This is a genomic window from Pseudoclavibacter sp. CFCC 11306 (genome assembly GCF_008831235.1).
In the GTDB taxonomy this organism is placed as follows: Bacteria; Actinomycetota; Actinomycetes; order Actinomycetales; family Microbacteriaceae; genus Pseudoclavibacter_A.
This window is the reverse complement of sequence record NZ_WBKF01000001.1, coordinates 1163151-1186232: the sequence shown is the minus strand read 5'-3', so window position 1 is coordinate 1186232 and position 23082 is coordinate 1163151. Positions and strand designations below refer to the sequence as shown.

17 protein-coding genes are annotated in these 23082 nt (G+C 63.8%); 16 read left to right on the top strand and 1 reads right to left on the bottom strand.

What is annotated here, in order from left to right:
* The first annotated feature begins 154 nt into the window (after positions 1-154).
* From F8O09_RS05155 to F8O09_RS05115, 9 genes are all read left to right on the top strand, one after another.
* Positions 155-3649: a DNA-directed RNA polymerase subunit beta gene (locus F8O09_RS05155; RefSeq protein WP_158042363.1), complete on the top strand. Its 3495-nt coding sequence runs from the start codon at positions 155-157 to the stop codon at positions 3647-3649.
* Positions 3650-3696: 47 nt separating this feature from the next.
* Positions 3697-7569 (top strand): DNA-directed RNA polymerase subunit beta', encoded by a 3873-nt coding sequence (locus F8O09_RS05150; RefSeq protein ID WP_158054157.1) that lies wholly within the window; start codon positions 3697-3699, stop codon positions 7567-7569.
* Positions 7570-8442: 873 nt separating this feature from the next.
* Positions 8443-10509 (top strand): acyltransferase family protein, encoded by a 2067-nt coding sequence (locus F8O09_RS05145; protein WP_192497566.1) that lies wholly within the window; start codon positions 8443-8445, stop codon positions 10507-10509.
* Between the two features lie 102 nt (positions 10510-10611).
* Positions 10612-11460: a polyphosphate kinase 2 gene (ppk2, locus tag F8O09_RS05140; RefSeq protein ID WP_158038451.1), complete on the top strand. Its 849-nt coding sequence runs from the start codon at positions 10612-10614 to the stop codon at positions 11458-11460.
* 194 nt (positions 11461-11654) lie between these two features.
* A complete protein-coding gene (rpsL, locus tag F8O09_RS05135) occupies positions 11655-12029 on the top strand; it encodes a 30S ribosomal protein S12 (protein WP_158030733.1) in 375 nt (124 codons plus the stop codon).
* A complete protein-coding gene (gene rpsG, locus F8O09_RS05130; RefSeq protein ID WP_158030734.1) occupies positions 12029-12499 on the top strand; it encodes a 30S ribosomal protein S7 in 471 nt (156 codons plus the stop codon). The genes rpsL and rpsG overlap by 1 nt, the downstream gene beginning before the upstream one ends.
* A 99-nt stretch (positions 12500-12598) precedes the next feature.
* Positions 12599-14701, top strand: a complete 2103-nt coding sequence (fusA, locus tag F8O09_RS05125; protein WP_158030735.1) for an elongation factor G — start codon at positions 12599-12601, stop codon at positions 14699-14701.
* A 147-nt stretch (positions 14702-14848) separates the two neighbouring features.
* A complete protein-coding gene (gene tuf, locus F8O09_RS05120) occupies positions 14849-16039 on the top strand; it encodes an elongation factor Tu (RefSeq protein WP_158030736.1) in 1191 nt (396 codons plus the stop codon).
* Positions 16040-16165: 126 nt separating this feature from the next.
* Positions 16166-16402, top strand: coding sequence for an antitoxin (locus F8O09_RS05115; RefSeq protein WP_158054155.1), 237 nt, complete (start codon positions 16166-16168; stop codon positions 16400-16402).
* Between the two features lie 164 nt (positions 16403-16566).
* Here F8O09_RS05115 and adhP read toward each other — a convergent pair whose 3' ends face one another.
* A complete protein-coding gene (adhP, locus tag F8O09_RS05110; RefSeq protein WP_192496617.1) occupies positions 16567-17613 on the bottom strand; it encodes an alcohol dehydrogenase AdhP in 1047 nt (348 codons plus the stop codon).
* A gap of 136 nt (positions 17614-17749) precedes the next feature.
* Here adhP and F8O09_RS05105 point away from each other — a divergent pair, with 136 nt between their 5' ends.
* From F8O09_RS05105 to rplB, 7 genes are all read left to right on the top strand, one after another.
* Positions 17750-18892, top strand: coding sequence for a ferrochelatase (locus tag F8O09_RS05105; RefSeq protein WP_225732878.1), 1143 nt, complete (start codon positions 17750-17752; stop codon positions 18890-18892).
* 65 nt (positions 18893-18957) lie between these two features.
* Positions 18958-19740: a hydrogen peroxide-dependent heme synthase gene (gene hemQ, locus F8O09_RS05100; RefSeq protein ID WP_158030739.1), complete on the top strand. Its 783-nt coding sequence runs from the start codon at positions 18958-18960 to the stop codon at positions 19738-19740.
* Between the two features lie 543 nt (positions 19741-20283).
* Positions 20284-20592, top strand: coding sequence for a 30S ribosomal protein S10 (rpsJ, locus tag F8O09_RS05095; protein ID WP_028245927.1), 309 nt, complete (start codon positions 20284-20286; stop codon positions 20590-20592).
* 13 nt (positions 20593-20605) lie between these two features.
* Positions 20606-21259, top strand: coding sequence for a 50S ribosomal protein L3 (gene rplC, locus F8O09_RS05090; RefSeq protein ID WP_158030740.1), 654 nt, complete (start codon positions 20606-20608; stop codon positions 21257-21259).
* 2 nt (positions 21260-21261) lie between these two features.
* On the top strand, positions 21262-21912 hold the full coding sequence (gene rplD, locus F8O09_RS05085; RefSeq protein WP_158030741.1) for a 50S ribosomal protein L4: 651 nt from the start codon (positions 21262-21264) through the stop codon (positions 21910-21912).
* Positions 21909-22208, top strand: coding sequence for a 50S ribosomal protein L23 (rplW, locus tag F8O09_RS05080; RefSeq protein WP_158030742.1), 300 nt, complete (start codon positions 21909-21911; stop codon positions 22206-22208). The genes rplD and rplW overlap by 4 nt, the downstream gene beginning before the upstream one ends.
* Positions 22209-22229: 21 nt before the next feature.
* Positions 22230-23069, top strand: coding sequence for a 50S ribosomal protein L2 (gene rplB / locus F8O09_RS05075; RefSeq protein ID WP_158030743.1), 840 nt, complete (start codon positions 22230-22232; stop codon positions 23067-23069).
* Positions 23070-23082: the final 13 nt, after the last annotated feature.

Below are 23082 nucleotides of genomic sequence, written 5' to 3'. Positions count from 1 at the left end.
TGTGTCATATTGCGGTCACATTGCACTCGATCCACGTCGGCTGCGGATACAGATTGTATCCCCGGTCGAGGTGTCGTATCGGTGTGGATGCTGGCGAGTCGCGGTCGAAGTCAATGAAACGACAAGCCCCACCAGGCTTTATTGGAGGAATCCCTTGGCTGCTGCGCGCAACGCATCCAACACCACCGTCAACTCTCAGGGCCGCAATTACAAGCGCCTCTCCTTCGCCAAAATCACCGAGCCGATCAACGTTCCCGATCTGCTCGCCCTGCAGACCGAGAGCTTTGACTGGCTGATCGGCAACGAGGGGTGGAAGAAGCGTCTGGCCGACGATCAGGCTGCGGGGCGTCACGACGTTCCGGTCAAGAGCGGCCTGGACGCGGTCTTCGAAGAGATCTCGCCCATCGAGGACAACCTCGAGAAGATGCACCTCAGCTTCGCCAACCCCACGCTCGAGCCGGTGCGCTACAGCATCGACGAGTGCAAGGAGCGCGGCAAGACCTACGAGGCCCCGCTCTACGTCGAGGCCGAGTTCATGAACTACGAGACCGGCGAGATCAAGACGCAGACGGTCTTCATGGGCAACTTCCCGATGATGACCCGCAAGGGCACCTTCATCGTCAACGGCTCGGAGCGCGTCGTCGTCTCGCAGCTGGTGCGTTCGCCCGGTGTGTACTTCGAGCGCCAGTTCGAGAAGAACTCAGACAAAGAGGTCTTCTCTGCTCGCGTGATTCCGAGCCGCGGCGCGTGGCTCGAGTTCGAGGTCGACAAGCGCGATCAGGTCGGCGTGCGCATCGACCGCAAGCGCAAGCAGTCGGTCACGGTGTTCCTCAAGGCTCTGGGGCTGACCGCCGAAGACATCCAGGCCGAGTTCGCCGGCTACGACTCGATTCTCTCGACGCTCGAGAAAGACACCATCGCCACCAAAGACGAGGCTCTGCGCGACATCTACCGCAAGCTGCGCCCGGGCGAGCAGGTTGCCGCCGAGGCGGCCCGAGCCCTGCTCGACAACTTCTACTTCAACGACAAGCGCTACGACCTCGCCAAGGTCGGTCGCTACAAGATCGACCGCAAACTCGGCATCGATGCGCCGATCCAGCAGTCGGTGCTGACCGTAGAAGACATCGTCAAGACCATCAAGTACCTCGTCGCGCTGCACGCCGGCGAGGCGACGGTCGAGGGTGTGCGCGAGGGCAAAGAGGTCGAGATTCCCGTCGACGTCGACGACATCGACCACTTCGGCAACCGTCGCATCCGCGCCGTCGGCGAGCTCATTCAGAACCAGGTGCGCACCGGCCTCAGCCGCATGGAGCGCGTCGTTCGCGAGCGCATGACCACGCAGGACGCCGAGGCGATCACGCCGCAGACTCTGATCAACGTGCGCCCCGTCGTCGCTGCGATCAAGGAGTTCTTCGGAACCAGCCAGCTGTCGCAGTTCATGGACCAGAACAACCCGCTGGCCGGCGTCACGCACAAGCGTCGTCTTTCGGCGCTGGGCCCAGGCGGTCTGTCACGTGAGCGCGCCGGCGTCGAGGTGCGAGACGTGCACCCCTCGCACTACGGCCGTATGTGCCCCATCGAGACTCCTGAAGGCCCGAACATCGGTCTGATCGGCTCGATGGCGACCTTCGCCCGCATCAACTCGTTCGGGTTCATCGAGACCCCGTACCGCAAGGTCGAGAACGGTCGCCTGACCGACCAGATCGACTACCTCACCGCATCTGACGAAGACGAGTTCGTGGTCGCGCAGGCCAACGCGAACGTCGACGAGCAGGGCAACTTCATCAGCGACCGCGTGCTGGTGCGCCTCAAGGGCGGCGACGTCGAGCTGGTGCCGGCCGATCAGGTCGACTACATCGACGTCTCGCCGCGTCAGATGGTGTCAGTCGGTACGTCACTGATTCCGTTCCTCGAGCACGACGACGCGCACCGCGCCCTCATGGGGGCGAACATGCAGCGTCAGGCGGTGCCGCTGCTGCGCAGCGACAGCCCGCTGGTCGGCACCGGCATGGAGGCCTACACTGCGGTCGACTCCGGTGACGTCATCACCGCCGCACAGGGCGGCGTGGTCACCGAGGTCTCGGCCGACCTCGTCGTCGTCGAGAACGACGAGGGCGGGATCGACAGCTACCCGACGCGCAAGTTCGATCGTGCCAACCAGGGCACCTGCTTCAACAACCGCGTGCTGGTTCGAGAAGGCGACCGCGTCGAGGCCGGTCAGGTCATCGCCGACGGCCCCGCCACGCAGGGCGGCGAGCTCGCACTCGGCAAGAACCTGCTGGTCGCGTTCATGCCGTGGGAGGGCCTGAACTACGAGGATGCGATCATCCTCAACCAGAACCTGGTCAAGAACGACACGCTGACCTCGATCCACATCGAGGAGTACGACGTCGACGCTCGTGACACCAAGCTCGGCAAAGAAGAGATCACTCGCGACCTGCCGAACGTCTCGCAGGACATGCTCGCCGATCTCGACGAGCGCGGCATCATCCGCATCGGTGCCGAGGTTCGCCCCGGTGACATCCTCGTCGGCAAGGTCACGCCGAAGGGCGAGACCGAGCTCAGCGCCGAAGAGCGTCTGCTGCGCGCCATCTTCAACGAGAAGAGCCGTGAGGTTCGCGACACCTCGCTGAAGGTGCCGCACGGCGAGCGTGGCACCGTCATCGGCGTTCGTCTGTTCGACGCCGAAGAGGGCGACGACGAGCTCGGCAACGGCGTGAACCAGCGCGTGGTCGTGTACATCGCCCAGAAGCGCAAGATCACCGAGGGCGACAAGCTCTCAGGCCGTCACGGCAACAAGGGCGTCATCTCGAAGATCGTGCCCGCCGAAGACATGCCCTTCCTGCCGGATGGCACGCCGGTCGACATCATCCTGAACCCGCTGGGCGTGCCCGGCCGAATGAACTTCGGTCAGGTGCTCGAGCTCCACCTCGGGTGGGCTGCCAAGCAGGGCTGGAAGGTCGACGACAACGCCGAGTGGGCCAAGGAGCTCCCTGAGCGCGCCCGTCAGGCCGAGCCGAACACGAAGGTCGCCACGCCGGTCTTCGACGGTGCGTCCGAAGACGAGATCTCGGGTCTGCTCGACTCGACGCTGCCGAACCGCGACGGCGATCGTCTGATCGACCACAACGGCAAGGTCCAGCTGTTCGACGGTCGTTCCGGCGAGCCGTTCCCCGACCCGGTGTCGGTGGGCTACATGTACATCCTGAAGCTGCACCACCTGGTCGACGACAAGATCCACGCGCGTTCGACGGGCCCGTACTCGATGATCACGCAGCAGCCGCTCGGTGGTAAGGCGCAGTTCGGCGGTCAGCGCTTCGGCGAGATGGAGGTCTGGGCGCTGTACGCCTACGGCGCTGCGCACGCGCTGCAGGAGATGCTCACGATCAAGTCCGACGATGTCACCGGCCGTGTGAAGGCGTACGAGGCCATCGTCAAGGGCGAGAACATCCAGGAGCCCGGCATTCCTGAGTCGTTCAAGGTGCTCATCAAAGAGATGCAGTCCCTGTGCCTGAACGTCGAGGTGCTGAACTCGGCCGGCCAGGCCGTCAGCCTGCGCGACAGCGAGGATGACGCCTACAACGCCGTCGAAGAGCTCGGCATCAACATCTCGAAGCAGTTCGAGAACGGTCCGATCGACGAGATCTGACCCGGCTGATCAACAGACACACAGAGACTTCCAGAAAGAGAGACAAAGTGCTCGAGACTACGACTTTCGATGAGCTGAAGATCGGCCTGGCCACCGCAGACGACATTCGTCACTGGTCGCACGGCGAGGTCAAGAAGCCCGAGACCATCAACTACCGCACGCTGAAGCCTGAGAAAGACGGCCTCTTCTGCGAGAAGATCTTCGGCCCGACCAAAGACTACGAATGCGCCTGCGGCAAGTACAAGCGCATCCGCTACAAGGGCGTCGTGTGCGAGCGATGCGGCGTCGAGGTCACGAAGAGCTCGGTGCGCCGTGAGCGCATGGGGCACATCGATCTGGCCGCCCCCGTCACGCACATCTGGTACTTCAAGGGCGTGCCCTCACGCCTCGGCTACCTGCTCGACATGGCGCCGAAAGACCTCGAGAAGGTCATCTACTTCGCCGCCTACATGATCATCTCGATCGACGAAGAGGGACGTCACGAAGACCAGGCCACTCTTAAGGCCGAGCTTCGTCTCGAGGCTCAGGAGCTCGAACAGGCTCGTGAGTCCGAGATCGCCGAGCGCATGAAGCAGCTCGAGAACGACCTCGCCGCACAGGAGGAGTCGGGTGCGAAGGCCGACGCCAAGCGCCGCACGCGTGATGCCGGTGAGAAAGACATCGCCCGCATCCGCAAGTCGTTCGACGAGCAGATCGCTCGACTCGACCAGACTTGGGAGGTCTTCCGCAACCTCAAGGTCGGTCAGCTCCTTCCCGAAGACGCCGTGTACCACGAGCTCGAAGACCGCTTCGGCGAGTACTTCGAGGGGCACATGGGCGCCGAGGCGATCCAGCGTCGTCTGCAGGACTTCGACCTCGAGTCCGAGGCCGAGAGCCTGCGTCTGCAGATCGAAGAGGGCCGCGGCCAGAAGAAGATCCGCGCCATCAAGCGACTCAAGGTGGTCAGCTCGTTCCTGCACACCGGCACGTCGCCCGCATCGATGGTGCTCGACGTGGTTCCGGTGATCCCGCCGGAGCTGCGTCCGATGGTCCAGCTCGACGGCGGTCGCTTCGCGACATCAGATCTCAACGACCTCTACCGTCGCGTGATCAACCGCAACAACCGTCTGCGTCGTCTGCTCGACCTCGGTGCTCCCGAGATCATCGTGAACAACGAGAAGCGCATGCTGCAGGAGGCCGTCGACGCACTGTTCGACAACGGCCGCCGCGGCCGCCCGGTCACCGGCACCGGCAACCGCGCCCTCAAGTCACTGAGCGACATGCTCAAGGGCAAGCAGGGGCGTTTCCGTCAGAACCTGCTGGGCAAGCGCGTCGACTACTCGGGCCGTTCGGTCATCGTGGTCGGCCCGCAGCTGAAGCTGCACCAGTGCGGTCTGCCGAAAGAGATGGCGCTCGAGCTGTTCAAGCCGTTCGTCATCAAGCGTCTGATCGAGCTGGGCTACGCGCAGAACATCAAGGCCGCGAAGCGCAAAGTCGAGCGTTCGAACCCCGACGTCTGGGATGTTCTCGAAGAGATCATCAAAGATCGGCCGGTGCTGCTGAACCGCGCACCTACGCTGCACCGTCTGGGCATCCAGGCGTTCGAGCCGCTGCTCGTCGAGGGCAAGGCCATCCAGCTGCACCCGCTCGTCTGCTCGGCCTTCAACGCCGACTTCGACGGTGACCAGATGGCCGTGCACCTGCCGCTGAGCGTCGAGGCGCAGGCTGAGGCTCGCATCCTGATGCTCTCGAGCAACAACATCCTCAAGCCGTCAGACGGCCGCCCGGTCACCCTGCCCTCACAGGACATGGTCATCGGCCTGTTCACGCTGACAGATCACATCGAGGGCGCTGCCGGCGAGGGACGTTACTACTCGTCGATCTCGGAGGCCATCCTGGCCCGCGACCTCGGCGACCTCGATCTGCACGCCAAGGTGCACATCCGCCTCGAGAACATCGCGTTCGAGCCGGGGAAGGAGCCGGAGGGCTTCGAGGCCGACAAGCCGTTCCTGCTCGAGACCACGCTGGGGCGCGCGATCTTCAACGAGCTGCTGCCCGACGACTACCCCTACTTCGAGGCACAGGCGGGCAAGGGCGAGCTGGCGCAGATCGTCACGAACCTCGCTGAGCGCTACCCGAAGGTGATCGTCGCCGAGACCCTCGACAAGATCAAAGACGCCGGCTTCCACTGGGCCGCTCGTTCGGGCGTCACCGTGGCGCTGAGCGACGTGGTGACTCCGGCCGAGAAGCCGAAGATCATCGCCGAGTACGAGAAGAAGGCGACAGAGGTTCAGGAGCAGTTCGATCTGGGTCTGACGACCGAGATGGAGCGTCGCGCCGATCTGATCAAGGTGTGGACGGAGGCGACCGACAAGGTGGCCGACGCGATGAAGGCCTCGTTCCCGCGCGAGAACAACATCAACCGCATGGTCACCTCGGGTGCACGAGGCAACTGGCTGCAGATCCGTAACATCGCAGGCATCCGTGGTCTGGTGAACGACGCGAAGGGTGATATCTACCCCCGCCCGATTCTCTCGAGCTACCGTGAGGGCCTGTCGAACCTCGAGTACTTCATCGCCACGCACGGCGCTCGAAAGGGCCTCGCCGACACCGCTCTGCGAACGGCTGACTCGGGCTACCTGACTCGTCGTCTGGTCGACGTGGCACAGGACGTCATCATCCGCGAGGCCGACTGCGGCACGAAGAAGGGCATCGACGTCACCATTGCCAATGACGTCGACGGCACGCTGGTGCGTGACGAGAACGTCGAGAACTCGGTGTACTCGCGCACGCTGGCGACGGATGCCGTTGCGGCTGACGGAACGGTGGTCGCCAAGCGTGGCGCTGACGTCGGCGACGTGCTGATCGACGAGCTGATCCAGGCCGGCATCACGCAGGTCAAGGTTCGCTCAGTGCTGACCTGTGAGTCTGCGGTCGGTGTCTGCCAGGCCTGCTACGGTCGTTCGCTGGCCACCGGTAAGCTCGCCGACATCGGCGAGGCCGTGGGCATCATCGCAGCTCAGTCGATCGGTGAGCCCGGTACGCAGCTGACGATGCGCACCTTCCACACCGGCGGATCGGCTTCGGCTGACGACATCACCCAGGGTCTTCCTCGTGTGACCGAGCTTTTCGAGGCGCGTACCCCGAAGAACTCGTCGCCGATCTCTGAGGCCGACGGTCGTGTGCACATCGAAGACACCGAGAAGGGTCGTCGCGTCATTGTGACCCCCGACAACGGTGACGACGAGTTCGTGTACCCGGTGCTGAAGCGTGCGAACCTGCTGGTCGAAGAGGGGCAGCACGTCTCGCTCGGCGAACAGCTGCAGGCCGGCTCGCTCGATCCGAAAGAGGTTCTGCGCGTCAGCGGCATCCGCGCCGTCCAGCGTCTGCTGGTCGAAGGGGTGCAGGGCGTCTACCGGTCACAGGGTGTGCCGATTCACGACAAGCACATCGAGGTCATCGTGCGGCAGATGCTGCGCAAGGTCACTGTCGTCGAGCACGGAGCAACCAACTTCCTGCCCGGCGAGGTCGTCGACGTCGATGCCTACAACAAGGTCAACCGTCAGACGGTCGTCGAGAAGAAGCAGCCGGCAACCGGCCGTCGTGAGGTCATGGGCATCACGAAGGCTTCGCTGGCGACCGACTCGTGGCTGTCTGCGGCCTCTTTCCAGGAGACGACCCGCGTGCTCACGCAGGCCGCGCTCGATGGCAAGGCCGACCCGCTGGTGGGCCTGAAAGAGAACGTGATCATCGGCAAGCTGATCCCAGCCGGCACTGGCCTGAACGTCTACCGCGACGTCAAAGTCGAGCCGACCGAAGAGGCTCGTGCCGAGCGCTACCCGAACCGTCTGTTCAACGATTCGGTCGATTTCAGCCAGGGCGATCTGGGCTTCACCGATCTCGAAGACTTCGGGAACTTCGAGCCCGGAACGTACAACTAGGCGATACCGGCTCGATCGGGTGTCTCGTCGCTGCTGCCCATCCCGGGCGCCCGACTGAGACGGCTCGGTAATGCGCCGTGACGAAGAGGGCCGCATGCAGTTCTTCTGCATGCGGCCCTCTTCGTCTTTCGGCTCTTCTCATTCGTCCTGCAGCGCCGTCGAGCCAAGTGCGGCATGGTGCCGCCACGATCAGCGCACTGCTTGCCGGGCAGTGCTGTCGGTGTCGCAGCAGTGCCGTCGCTGCGGGAACGCCTGCGGCGAGGTGCGGGCGCAGGCCGCGCAGCAAGGAGTGTGAAGAAGGATGCCGGGAGACCATCCTGGGAGACAGAACGCCGACACCCGTCGCGCCAGCCGACGCCATGAGAACTCGGCACTACGCTGTAGAGGATCATGACCAAGAGGGAACAGAGCACACCGGCAAAGGCGCCCGACCGGGGATCGGCGAACACGGCTGACGTCCGGCGAAGCGGAACGCAGAGCTCCGCCGCACAAGCGACTGCGCATTCGGCATCGGCATCGCGGCCGCCGTCTGCTCCCTCGATCACTCCTGCTTCGTCCCAGACCCCGGCGAAACCTGTGAGAAAGCCCTCCTCTCGCCGCGTCCAACGGCCGACCGGAGCACCTGACGCGGCGCCGAAGTCTGCAGAGTCGAAATCATCCTCGACGAAGAGCCCAGCCCAGAAGACGGGGCCTGAAAAAGCACCCGCACGTCGACACGGAATCGAACCGCAGCATTGGCGCCCCGCTCCGGCGAAGAGCCGCACCGCATCCGCGCAGCCTCAGCTGCTGTCGGGCCCGGACCCACAGCCACAGCCGCCTGTTCCGCGGGCTCAGCCACCAGCTCCTCACACACCGTCGGCACCTCAGACGCCGATGCGCCCGACGCTGCCGGCAGCGCAAGCCGCTGCCCGAGCGCGGAAGACTCATGTCTCGCCGTCTCAAGCGCCGACGCCGCAGAGCAGCCCCCGGCAGAGCAACCTTCAGCAGACCCAATCGCCAAAGGCCCAGAACCAGAAGACTCAGAACCAGAAGGCTCAGGGTCAGAAGGCCCAGAGTCAGAAGGCTCAGACCCAGCGTCCAGAGGCGGATCAGCCGCAGCCCGCTCCCAGGCGACGCCTCGGAGCCCTCGACGGACTCCGCGCGATCGCCGTGCTCGCGGTCATCGTCTATCACCTCGACACCTCGTGGCTGCCGGGCGGATATCTCGGCGTCGACGTGTTCTTCGTGCTCAGCGGCTTTCTCATCACTTCGGGCCTTGTTCGCGACCACGACGACCGAGACGGCATCAGTCTGGGCAGATTCTGGGTGCGGCGCCTTCGGCGGCTGATCCCCGCTCTCTGGGCGATGGTGCTCGTCTGTACGGCGGCGCTCGCTCTGTTTCCACCCGACCTGCGCGCCGCGCTCGGCAGGCAGCTTCTCGGCGCGTTCACCTACACCTCGAACTGGCTGTCGATCGCCGCACGCGACTCATACTTCGCCAAAGACACGCCGCTCGCCTTCGTTCATCTCTGGTCGCTCGCGATCGAAGAGCAGTTCTACCTGGTGTGGCCGCTGCTGCTCTTCGGTGTGCTTGCGCTGCGCCGAGCGGGCCGCGTGACCGTGGCCCTCGCATTGGCCATCGCCTCGGGGGCAGGCATGGCGCTCATGTACGTTCCCGGTGCCGACCCGAGCCCCGTCTACTTCGGCACACACACTCACCTCTTCGGACTGATGCTCGGAGCCGCGTTCGCCTTCGCGCGCCCCCTCTACAGCACCAGAGGGCTCGGCCAGCTCGGTGCGAAGCGTCCGCTGGCGGCAGGCGCCGTCAACGTCATCGCGCTCGTATCGCTCGCTGTGCTCGGCGTCGCCTTCGCGCTGCTCGGCGACCAGCTCCCGTTCACCTATCAAGGTGGCATCTTCTTGGTCTCAGCGCTCGTCGTGGTCGTCATCGCCACGCTCGGCGACCAGCGATCGGTCGTCACCAAGGTGCTGCAGACGGCCCCGTGCCGCCTGATCGGCCGTCTGTCGTACGGCATGTATCTGTGGCACTGGCCGGTCATCATCATGGTGCGTCATCTCGTCGGCGGCAGGGGAGAGCCGCTGCCCACCGCACTGGTCGTCGTGATCAGCCTCTGCCTGACGACGCTCGCCAGCTGGCTCAGCTACCGCTACGTCGAGCAGCCGATTCTGCGGCTCGGCTTTCGACAGGCCGTCAAAGCTGTGCATGCCCGCCTGGTCGAGACTGGGGGGATGCGTCGGCACGTCGTGCCGATCGGTGCGGCGGCGATCGTCAGCGTGCTCTGCGTCGTCTCTCTGATCAGCGCGCCCGATCGGTCGACGGCCCAGCAGTATGTGGAGGACGGAGCCGTATACGCCAATGCCGCTTCGGCGAAGGCGCCTGCGATCGATCCTCACGGTGCGCCGCCAGCCGAGCCGCTCTTCCCCTCGACACAGCCCATCGCGCAGATCCACGGCACCGACATGATCGCCGCCGGAGACTCGGTGATGCTCGCCAGCGCGCGTCAGATCAGCCAGAGCTACCCAGGCATCCTTATCGACGCTCAGGTGGCCAGGCAGAGCGGAGACACCTTCCACGCCGCCCGCCAACTGCTCGCCGACAACCCAGATCGTCGCGTGCTCGTCGTGCATGCCGGTACCAACGGAGGCATCGACGCCAGCGCGCTCGAAGACCTCGTGACCTGGGCTGGGCCGAACCGGCGCATCGTGCTGGTCGACATCTTCGCGGCGCGCAGCTGGGAGCAGCCCGGCAACGCGACGCTGGAGTCGGTCGCGGCGCAGCATCCGCAGACGGTCGCCGTGGCCCACTGGCACGCGGCCGTCCAAGACCACGTCGATGAGCTGGCCGGTGATCAGATCCATCCCGGTGATGCCGCCGCCGGGAGGTACGTCGCATCGGTGACGGATGCGCTCGGTCGGCTGGGTGTGACCGTCGTCGGCTGATCGACCCGGGCACCTCCCGGCCATGCGGCGCCGGGCGCAAGGTGGGATACTGAACAGTGGCGCATTCTCAGCGCCGCACCAGAGCCACGAGCAAGGGGAAGAATGAGTAAGGGCAAACTGCCGAAGAAGGTCTATGAGTCAGAGCTGCGTCGTCTGCAGGCCGAGCTCGTGAACCTGCAGCAGTGGGTGAAGACAACCGGTGCGCGCGTGCTGATCATCTTCGAAGGGCGTGATGCCGCAGGCAAGGGATCCGCGATCAAGCGCATCACCGAATACCTCAACCCGCGCTCGGCGCGCGTGGTGGCGCTGCCGGCCCCGAGCGAGCGTGAGCAGACGCAGTGGTACTTTCAGCGCTACATCGAGCATCTGCCCGCCGCCGGTGAGATCGTGCTCTTCGATCGGTCGTGGTACAACCGTGCCGGCGTCGAACGCGTGATGGGCTTCTGCACTTCTGAGGAGTACCGTCGGTTTCTGCACCAGACGCCGATCTTCGAGCGACTGCTCGTCGAAGACGGCATTCTGCTCTTCAAATACTGGTTCTCGGTCAGCGACGTGGAGCAGGAGAAGCGGTTCCGCTCAAGGCTCAACGACCCGATGCGTCGCTGGAAGCTCTCTGACATGGACCTGCAGTCGATCACTCGGTGGGAGGACTACTCACGAGCCAAAGACGAGATGTTCGTGCACACCGACATCCCTGAGGCACACTGGTACACGGTCGAGAGCGAGGACAAGAAGCGCTCGAGACTGAATGTGATCCACCACCTGCTCAGCTCGATTCCCTACACGGTGCAGGAGCCGAAGCAGATCGTGATTCCCGATCGGCCTGAGCGAGCCGGCTACGAGCGGCCTCCGCGCGAAGAGAACATCTATGTTCCGGACTTCGCCCAGACGCTCGTCGACCGGGCTGAGAACGAGTCGTCGGGCAAGAAACACACCGGCAAAGACAAATGACCGACATTTGACGCGCCTAGGGTGTATTGACTAAGCTCAGTCGATGGCGCATTAGTGGTGTGCCAAGAGAGTTCAGATGTTCGCGCGGGTCAGCAGTGAATGCCGGACTCGCCGCATCGTGAAGATGTCGACTCGACAGAGTTTGCGCCGCAGTGCGCGTCAGACGTAGAGAGCAACGAATACAAGGAGAAGTTGTGCCAACAATTCAGCAGTTGGTTCGCAAGGGGCGCAAGCCGAAGGTGACCAAGACCAAGGCTCCGGCCCTGAAGTCGAACCCGCAGCAGCGCGGCGTGTGCACTCGTGTGTACACGACCACCCCGAAGAAGCCGAACTCGGCACTGCGTAAGGTCGCACGTGTCAAGCTCAGCAACGGCATCGAGGTCACCGCGTACATCCCGGGTGAAGGCCACAACCTCCAGGAGCACTCGATGGTGCTCGTCCGCGGCGGTCGTGTGAAAGACCTCCCCGGCGTCCGTTACAAGATCGTCCGCGGTGCGCTCGACACCCAGGCAGTCAAAGACCGTCAGCAGGCTCGCAGCCGCTACGGAGCGAAGAGAGAGAAGAAGTAATGCCACGTAAGGGTCCCGCTCCCAAACGTCCCGTCGTCGCCGATCCGGTCTACGGCGCTCCCGTCGTCACGCAGCTGGTCAACAAGATCCTGCTCGACGGCAAGAAGGGCCTCGCCGAGAACATCGTCTACGCCGCTCTCGAAGGCACGCGTGAGAAGAACGGCGAAGATCCGGTCGCCACGCTGAAGAAGGCGCTCGACAACGTGCGCCCCACGCTTGAGGTTCGTTCACGCCGCGTCGGCGGTTCGACCTACCAGGTGCCGGTCGAGGTCAAGCCTCACCGCGCCAACACGCTGGCTCTGCGCTGGCTGGTGACCTACGCTCGCCTCCGCCGCGAGAAGACCATCACCGAGCGCCTGACCAACGAGATCCTCGATGCGTCGAACGGTCTTGGTGCCGCGGTCAAGCGCCGTGAAGACACGCACAAGATGGCCGAGTCGAACAAGGCCTTCGCACACTACCGCTGGTGACCATGGCTGTCGGCGGCCGAGGCATGGAGTCTCGGCCGCCGACAGGTCATTGCTCTCGACATCAAACACTCTTCACACACTCTCTCGGAAGGAACCATCGTGGCGCTCGAAGTGCTCACGGATCTCAAGAAGGTTCGCAACATCGGCATCATGGCTCACATCGATGCCGGTAAGACCACCACCACGGAACGCATCCTGTACTACACCGGTATCACCCACAAGATCGGTGAGACCCACGATGGCGCTTCTCAGATGGACTGGATGGATCAGGAGCAGGAGCGCGGCATCACCATTACGTCTGCCGCGACCACGTGCTTCTGGCATGACAACCAGATCAACATCATCGACACCCCCGGACACGTCGACTTCACCGTCGAGGTCGAGCGTTCGCTGCGCGTGCTCGACGGCGCCGTCGCCGTCTTCGATGGCAAGGAAGGCGTCGAGCCGCAGTCTGAGACCGTGTGGCGTCAGGCTGACAAGTACGACGTGCCGCGCATCTGCTTCGTCAACAAGATGGACAAGCTCGGCGCTGACTTCTACTACACCGTGCAGACGATCAAAGACCGTCTCGGTGCTCGTCCGCTCGTGATTCAGCTGCCGATCGGTGCCGAGAGCACCTTCGAGGGCGTCGTCGACCTGGTCGAGAACCGTGCCCTGACCTGGCGCGGCGATGTCGAGCTCGGCACACACTACGAGATCGAAGAGATCCCCGACGACCTCAAAGAGAAGGCCGCCAAATACCGCGAAGAGCTGGTCGAGGCCGTGGCCGAGACCGACGATGCGCTGCTCGAGAAGTTCCTCAGCGGTGAAGAGCTCACCATCCCCGAGATCAAGGCAGGCATTCGCAAGCTGACGATCTCGAGCCAGGCCTACCCCGTGCTCGCCGGCTCGGCGTTCAAGAACAAGGGCGTACAGCCCATGCTCGACGCGGTGGTCGACTACCTGCCGTCGCCGCTCGACGTGCCCGACATGGTCGGCTATGTTCCGGGCCACGAAGACGAGCAGATCACTCGCAAGCCTGAGGCCTCCGAGCCGTTCGCGGCGCTGGCGTTCAAGGTCGTGGCACACCCGTTCTACGGTCGTCTCACCTACATCCGCGTCTACTCGGGGCATGCCAAGTCGGGCGAGCAGGTGCTCAACTCGACCAAGGGGCGCAAAGAGCGCATCGGCAAGCTCTTCCAGATGCACGCCAACAAAGAGAACCCGGTCGAAGAGATCACTGCCGGACACATCTACGCGGCGATCGGTCTGAAAGACACCACCACCGGCGACACGCTGAGCGACATCCACAACCCGGTCGTGCTCGAGTCGATGACCTTCCCGGATCCGGTCATCTTCGTGGCCATCGAGCCCAAGACGAAGGCCGACCAGGAGAAGCTCGGCATCGCGATTCAGAAGCTCGCCGAAGAAGACCCGACGTTCAAGGTCAGCCTCAACCCCGAGACCGGTCAGACCGAGATCGGCGGCATGGGTGAGCTGCACCTCGACATTCTGGTCGACCGCATGAAGCGCGAGTTCAAGGTCGAGGCGAACGTGGGCAAGCCCCAGGTCGCCTACCGCGAGACGATTCGCAAGACCGTCGAGAAGTACGACTACACGCACAAGAAGCAGACCGGTGGTTCGGGTCAGTTCGCCAAGGTGCAGATCAAGCTCGAGCCTATGGAGGTCGAGGGCGACAACACGTACGAGTTCGTGAACGCCGTCACCGGTGGACGCGTTCCTCGCGAGTACATCCCCTCAGTCGACGCGGGCATCCAGGACGCCATGGCGTCGGGCATCATCGCCGGTTACCCGGTCGTCGGTGTCAAGGCCTCGCTGCTCGACGGCCAGTACCACGACGTCGACTCGTCTGAGATGGCGTTCAAGATCGCCGGTTCGATGGCCTTCCGCGAGGCAGCAAAGCTGGCCAAGCCGGTTCTGCTCGAGCCCGTCATGGCTGTCGAGGTGCGCACGCCCGAGGAGTACATGGGCGATGTCATCGGCGACCTGAACTCCCGTCGTGGCCAGATCCAGTCGATGGAGGACGCCACCGGCGTCAAGGTCATCAAAGCGAACGTTCCGCTCTCTGAGATGTTCGGCTACGTCGGCGACCTGCGGTCGAAGACCCAGGGTCGTGCGATGTACTCGATGCAGTTCGAGACGTATGCCGAGGTGCCTCGCGCCGTGGCAGACGAGATCGTCCAGAAGTCAAAGGGCGAATAAAGCTTGGGGTCTGGCGGCACGGTGCTGGTTACGGCACCGTGCCGTAGGCTGTAAGATAGGTAAGTACGCAAGAATCAAATCGTAGGTAACTCTCCGAGACAGAATCGGGTTGAGCCAACTACATGAGAGTCCTGAGGAGGACCCACAGTGGCGAAGGCAAAGTTCGAACGGACAAAGCCCCACGTCAACATTGGCACGCTTGGTCACGTCGACCATGGTAAGACCACGTTGACGGCGGCGATCACCAAGGTGCTGCACGATAAGTACCCCGATCTCAACCCGTTCACCCCATTCGATCAGATCGACAACGCTCCTGAAGAGCGCCAGCGCGGCATCACGATCAACATCTCGCACGTCGAGTACCAGACCGAGAAGCGTCACTACGCACACGTTGACGCCCCCGGCCACGCCGACTACATCAAGAACATGATCACCGGTGCTGCTCAGATGGACGGCGCGATCCTCGTGGTCGCAGCGACCGACGGCCCCATGCCCCAGACTCGCGAGCACGTGCTGCTCGCTCGCCAGGTGGGCGTGCCGTCGATCCTCGTCGCTCTGAACAAGACCGATATGGTTGACGACGAAGAGATCCTCGAGCTCGTTGAGGAAGAGGTCCGCGACCTCCTCGAGAGCCAGGACTACGATCGTGACGCTCCTGTCGTGCGCGTCTCGGCGCTGAAGGCGCTTGAGGGCGACGAGAAGTGGGCTGCCACTGTGGCCGACCTCATGGACAAAGTTGACGAGTACATCCCGGATCCGGTGCGCGACACCGAGAAGCCGTTCCTGATGCCGATCGAGGACGTCTTCACGATCACCGGTCGTGGCACCGTCGTCACCGGCCGTGTTGAGCGTGGCATCATCCACATCAACGAGGACGTCGAGATCGTCGGCATCCAGGAGGTCACTCAGAAGACCACCGTCACCGGCATCGAGATGTTCCGCAAGCTGCTCGACGAGGGTCGTGCGGGCGAGAACGTCGGCCTGCTGCTTCGTGGCACCAAGCGCGAGGACGTCGAGCGCGGCCAGGTTGTGGCCAAGCCCGGTTCGGTCACCCCGCACAAGGAGTTCGAGGGCAGCGCCTACATCCTGACCAAGGATGAGGGCGGTCGCCACAACCCGTTCTACTCGAACTACCGTCCGCAGTTCTACTTCCGCACCACGGACGTCACCGGCGTCATCACGCTGCCTGAGGGCACCGAGATGGTCATGCCCGGTGACACCACCGACATGAAGGTTGATCTGATTCAGCCTGTCGCCATGGAAGAGGGCCTGCGCTTCGCCATCCGTGAGGGTGGACGCACCGTTGGCGCCGGCACGGTGACCAAGATCATCAAGTAGTCCTCACAGACCGCTTGTCTGAAAGACCCCGGAGAGATCCGGGGTCTTTCTGCGTGTTGGGACGGATCTGTAGAGTTGTCTGCAACGGGCCCCTACCGGTGAGGCCCAACGAGAAAGGGATCCGCCATGGGACTCGAAGATCTGGTGAACAAGGCGAAGAACGCTGCTGGGGGCGTCGCGGGGCAGGCCGGAGGGCTTGCCGACAAGGCGAAGCAGGCGATGCAGAGTGACAAGGCCGAAGAGATCTCAGACTCGCTGCTCGACAAGGCGGCCGATCTGGCGAATAGAGTCACCGGCGAGAAGTTCTCGGATCAGGTGCAGCAGGCCCGTGACGCCGCGGACAAGGCGATCGGAAACGAGTGACCTGTCGCCCGTGAGCGAATCGAGCGTCTGACAGAGCTCTCTTCTGACGTGTCGACGCGAGTCGGCAGCAGTGCGCGAGAATGAAGGCGGGAACCCATCAATGGGTTCCCGCCTTCGTGCGCTCTGCCGCAGACACAGCGTGTTGGGCGCGGACTGCTCAGAGACTACTTGAGCTGCGCTCGAGCGTCTTTGACGTTGAGCACGACGCGGCCGGTGATCTTGCCTGCGCGCATCTCGTCGAACACCTCGTTGATCTCGCTGAGCGGTCGCTCGGTCGCGATCGTGTGCACCTTGTCGCGCGCGGCGAAGTCCAGCGCGTTGGCGAGATCGAGGCGGGTACCGACGATCGAGCCACGCAGAGTGATGCCGCGCAGCACGGTGTCGAAGATGTTCACCGGGAAGTCGCCGACGGGCAGACCGTTGATCGCGACGGTGCCTCCTCGACCCACGATGTGCATGGCCTGCTCGAACGCGATGTTGCTCGGTGCGGTGACGAGCACGCCCTGGGTGCCGCCAAGCTCGTTCTGCAGCACCTCGACCGGATTCTGCTCGCGGGCATTGACCGTGATCGAGGCGCCGAGCTCCTTCGCCAGCTTGAGCTTGTCGTCGCCGACGTCGACCGCAGCCACGTTGAAGCCCATGGCGACCGCGTACTGCACGGCGAGGTGCCCCAGGCCGCCGATGCCGCTGATGGTCACCCAGTCGCCGGCCTTCGCATCCGTCGACTTCAGGCCGCGGTAGACGGTCACGCCGGCGCAGAGAATCGGGGCGATCTCGATCGGGTCGACTCCGTCTGGGATCTTGCCGACGTAGCGTGAGTCGACGATCATGTACTCGGCGAAGCTGCCGGCCACCGCGTAGCCGCCGTTGACGACGTCGGGGCACAGGTTCTCGTCGCCCGCGAGGCAGTACTTGCACTCGCCGCAGGCGCTCCACAGCCATGCGTTGCCGACGCGATCGCCGACCTTCACGTTCGTGACGTCAGGCCCGACCGACACGACCGTGCCGTGGCCTTCATGACCGGGGATGAGCGGGAGATTGGGCTTGACCGGCCAGTCACCCTCGACCGCGTGCAGATCGGTGTGGCAGACGCCCGTGTAGTCGACTTTGACCAGGGCTTGATACTGACCGGGTTCCGGGATCGGCACCTCTTCGATGCTGAGACGGTCTCCGAAGTTGTGTTGGACGGCAGCGAGCATGGTGTCAGACATGTGTGGCTCCTTCTTGTGTGGTTGTCGTCGCCCCGCTGGAGGCGCCGCATTCTCGTGGCGAACCACAAGATTCGGCCAGCCTATGAATGGTCTCCTCAATGTGGCAAGTGAAACGTCTGATGATATTCTTTGGCTTGTGACCGCCCAGAATCCCTCAAGTTCAGATACCCTCGCAGACAGCGCACTCAGCCCGTACGACGCCATCCTGCTGCTCTCGTACGGCGGCCCGAACAAACAGGAGGACGTCCTCCCGTTTCTGCGCGACGTGGTCTCTGGAAAGAACATCCCGGACTCGCGGCTCGAAGTGGTCGGCGAGCACTACCGCCTCTTCGGCGGGCGCAGCCCGATCAACGGCGAGAACCTCAGACTCATCGCCGATCTGCGCGCCGCCCTCGACCGCCGAGACGTCGACACCCCGATTCTCTTCGGCAACCGCCACTGGAACCCCTACACGGTCGACACGCTGCGCACCACAATCGCCTACGGTGCCCGTCGCATCCTGGTGGTCATCACCGCCGCCTACATCTCGTACTCGGGTTCGCGACAGTACCGTGAGCACCTGGCCGAGACGATCACCGCGCTCGAAGCCGAGACGGGTGTGCGACTCGACGTCGACATCCTGCGTGCGTTCTACAACGATCAGGCCTTCGTCGACGCCAACGTCAACGCAGTGCGCGAGGCAGCGAGCGAACTGCCCGTCGGTCAGCCGCTGCACATCGCCTATGTGACTCACAGCATCCCCGAGACGATGAACGAGGCCAGCGGCGCCACAGGGCCGACCTACCTCGAGCAGCACCAGCTGGTCGCCGCCGAAGTCACTCGGGCGGTCGAGGGCGAGTTGGGCGACCGTCTGCTCGGCACCTCGCTGTCGTTCTGCTCGCGGTCGGGCAGTCCGCACCAGCCGTGGCTCGCTCCCGACATCAGCGACCGGCTCGACGAGCTCAAAGCACAAGGCGTGCAGAACGTCGTGATCGCTCCCATCGGCTTCATCGCCGACCACATGGAGGTCGTCTTCGACCTCGACACCGAGGCCGCAGCACACGCCGACGAGATCGGCCTCGAGGTGCGTCGTGCGACCACGGCAGGACATCGCCCCGAGTTCGTCGAGGGCCTCGCCGAGCTGATGATCGAGCGCGCAGCGGTCGAACGCGGCCATGGCACACGACGTCCGGTGATCGGATCGCATCCGATGACGCCTGACGTCGCACCGCCGAACAGCTGCCGTCAGCGAGCCGGCGTGGTCACCGGGCTGCCGGTGGTCGCGGGCGACGACGACTGACGCGACCGGTCGCACACTGAGCACAGACATCCACGAGGCACAGAGCAGAAGAGGCACTGAGAACGATGACCGCAGACAATGCGAACCAGAGCACGACGAACAACGCCACCGCCAAGGTGGAACGACCGAACGTGGCGAAGCCCGAGAGCTTCGCGCAGAAGGCCGAGCGCATCAACTCGACTGTGACCTACACACAGTGGGCCGTGTTCACCGTCGATGAGCCGTTCGACGAGGATGCTGCTGTGCGTGCGGCTGCCGCGCGTGAGACGCTGGAGGCGCTCGACGAGATCGAGGGCCTCACTGTGCGTGGGTTCTACGACGTCGCCGGATACCGTGCCGAAGCCGACCTGATGTGCTGGTGGTACGCCGAGAGTCCTGAGACGGTGCAGCGCGCCTATCACCGCTTTCTCACCACGCCGCTCGGACAGCACCTGTCGCCGTACTGGTCGAACGTCGCCGTGCATCGTCAGGCCGAGTTCAATCCGCGGCACATCCCGGCGTTCCTGGCGGGGGAGCAGCCCCGCGACTACCTCTGTGTGTACCCGTTCGTGCGCTCCTATGAGTGGTACCTGCTGCCCGATGAGGAGCGCTCGACGATCCTGCGCGAGCATGGGCAGTATGCGGTCGACTACCCCGACGTGCGTGCGAACACCATCGCGTCGTTCGGGCTCGGCGACTATGAGTGGATTCTGGCCTTCGAGGCCGACGAGCTGCACCGCATCGTCGATCTGATGCGTCATATGCGCGGTACGAAGGCCCGTCTGCATGTGCGAGAAGAGACGCCGTTCTTCACCGGCCCCCGTGTCGAGCTCGAGCAGTGGGCCGGGCTGGTGGCCACCGGCCGCTGAGCGTGAACGGCGTCTGCCGACGGGTGACAGCGCGAAGCCCGGGTGCCGGTTCCAGGGCGTCGGGAAGGCGCCCGCAGCGACTCGCCCAGGGCGACACGCCCGGGTTGCTTAATGGCCCAAGTCTGTGGCAAACTTGTTCAGTTCCAGAAATTCCGCGTTCGCGCGGATCACTGCCAGTATGTGTCGGATCTGAGATTCGGCCGCTTGCAGCAGAACACGTCGGTACGAACAGTGCGTCCAGCCGTGAACAACGGCAGTGATGCGGTTCTTGCCGTTGAGACCTCACAACACGACAAGAGTTCGGGTGCCTGCGTGCCCGCCCCTCGGTCGTTGTGAGGGAGTTCACACAGGCAGTGGACGCAGCTTTGACAGAAGAACAGTGGTGCGTGAATGAGCGAGAGCTCACAAGCGTCCTGACGGAGTCAAGGCGTCAGGCAGACACAGGACAGTGTCGGCGAGACGTCGAGACCTCGGAAGCAAGGTCGGCACAATTGCCGAAACGATGAAGGCAGTATTGCCTTGGAATGAAGATGGGAGTCAGCGATGGCGGGACAGAAGATCCGCATTCGACTGAAGTCGTATGACCACGAGGTGATCGATTCCTCTGCACGCAAGATCGTCGACACGGTGACCCGTGCCGGTGCGACAGTGGTCGGCCCGGTGCCGCTCCCCACTGAGAAGAACGTGATCGCTGTGATCCGTTCGCCGCACAAATACAAGGACAGCCGTGAGCACTTCGAGAAGCGCACCCACAAGCGCCTGATCGACATCGTCGATCCGACGCCGAAGGCTGTCGACTCGCTGATGCGTCTCGACCTTCCTGCTGACGTGAACATCGAGATCAAGCTCTGAGGAACACGAGAGAATGACTACTGAAACCAAGACCCGCAAGGGCCTGCTGGGCATCAAGCTCGGCATGACCCAGGTGTGGGACGAGGAGAACAACCTCGTGCCCGTCACCGTCGTCGAGGCCACGACCAACGTCGTGACCCAGATTCGCGACGCCGAGCGCGACGGCTACCAGGCCGTGCAGATCGCCTACGGGCAGATCGACCCGCGTAAAGTCACCAAGCCCGCTGGCGGTCACTTCGCCAAGGCAGGCGTGACCCCGCGTCGCCACCTCGTCGAGGTGCGCACCAACGACACCGATCAGTACAGCATCGGTCAGGAGCTCACCGTCGAGCAGTTCGAAGCCGGCCAGAAGGTCGACGTCGTCGGCACCAGCAAGGGCAAGGGCCTCGCAGGTGTGATGAAGCTGCACAACTTCCGTGGTGACAACGCATCGCACGGTGCGCACCGCAACCACCGCAAGCCGGGTTCGATCGGTGAGGCCTCGACGCCGTCGCGCGTCTACAAGGGCCTCAAGATGGCTGGCCGCATGGGTGCCGAGCGCGTGAGCGTTCAGAACCTCAAGGTGCAGGCCATCGACGCCGAGAACAACCTGCTGCTCATCAAGGGCGCAATCCCCGGCCCCAAGGGCCAGGTCGTGTTCGTCCGCAACGCTGTGAAGGGGGCCTGACCATGGCTGCCACCAAGATCGATGTGCTGACCGCCGAGGGCAAGAAGTCCGGCAGTGTCGAGCTGCCCGCCGATCTCTTCGACGTGCAGCCCAACGTGCCGCTGATCCACCAGGTCGTCGTCGCACAGCTGGCCGCCGCCCGTCAGGGCACCGCCAAGGTGAAGAACCGTGGCGAGGTCTCAGGCGCAGGCCGCAAGCCGTTCAAGCAGAAGGGCACAGGTAACGCCCGACAGGGTTCGATCCGTGCTCCGCACATGACCGGCGGTGGCATCGTCCACGGGCCGGTGCCGCGCGACTACACGCAGCGCACCCCGAAGAAGATGATCGCCGCAGCTCTGCGCGGTTCGCTCAGCGACCGTGCTCGCAACGGCCGCGTGCATGTGATCACCGACGTCGTCTCAGGCGAGACACCGTCGACGAAGGCCGCGAAGGCTGTGCTCGCACAGTTCGCCGCCGACGCAAACATCCTGCTCGTCGTCGATCGCACCGATGAGCTCACGATCAAAAGCGTGCGCAACCTGCAGAACGTGAACAGCCTCGACGCCGGCCAGCTCAACGCCTATGACGTGCTGGTCGCCGACGACATCGTCTTCACCAAGCAGGCCTTCGAGCAGTTCGTCGGCCGCGCCGCGCAGAAAGGTGATGCAGAATGACTGAGCTCAACAAGCACACACACGACGTGGTGATCAAGCCCATCGTCTCTGAGAAGAGCTACAACCTCATCGACCAGGGCAAGTACACGTTCGAGGTCGCTCCTGACGCCAACAAGACCGAGATCAAGCAGGCCATCGAGGCCATCTTTAACGTCGAGGTCGATCAGGTTCGCACCCTCAACCGTCAGGGCAAGACCCGTCGCACCCGCACCGGAACCGGCAAGCGCAAAGACACCAAGCGTGCCATCGTGTCGCTGAAGTCGGGTTCCATCGACATCTTCTCGGCAGCGAACTAGGTCGGGGAAAGGCTAAGAATCATGGCTATTCGCAAGTACAAGCCCACGACCCCGGGTCGTCGCGGTTCATCGGTGGCTGACTTCGCCGAGATCACCCGCTCGACGCCCGAGAAGTCGCTGCTGCGGCCGCTCTCGAAGACCGGTGGTCGTAACTCGACCGGTCGCATCACGACGCGTCATCACGGTGGCGGACACAAGCGCCAGTACCGCGTGATCGACTTCCGTCGCGCAGACAAAGACGGCGTCGTTGCCAAGGTCGCTCACATCGAGTACGACCCCAACCGCACCGCACGTATCGCGCTGCTGCACTTCATCGATGGAACCAAGCGCTACATCCTGGCTCCGAACAAGGTCAAGCAGGGCGACGTCATCGAGTCCGGCGCCAGTGCCGACATCAAGCCCGGCAACAACCTGCCGCTGAAGAACATCCCGACCGGTACTGTGGTGCACGCCATCGAGCTGCGCCCCGGCGGCGGCGCCAAGCTGGCCCGTTCGGCCGGTTCGAGCGTTCGCCTGGTCGCGAAGGACGGCGCCTACGCGCAGCTGCGTCTGCCGAGCGGTGAGATCCGCAACGTCGACGCCCGCTGCCGTGCCACGATCGGCGAGGTCGGCAACGCCGAGCAGTCGAACATCAACTGGGGCAAAGCTGGTCGCAACCGCTGGAAGGGCATCCGCCCGACGGTTCGTGGTGTCGTGATGAACCCGGTCGACCACCCGCACGGTGGTGGCGAGGGTCGCACTTCGGGTGGTCGTCACCCGGTCAGCCCGTGGGGTCAGCCTGAAGGCCGTACCCGCAAGCCGAACAAAGCCAGCGACAAGCTCATCGTGCGTCGTCGCCCGTCGAGCAAGAAGCGCAAGTAGGAGATAGACAAGA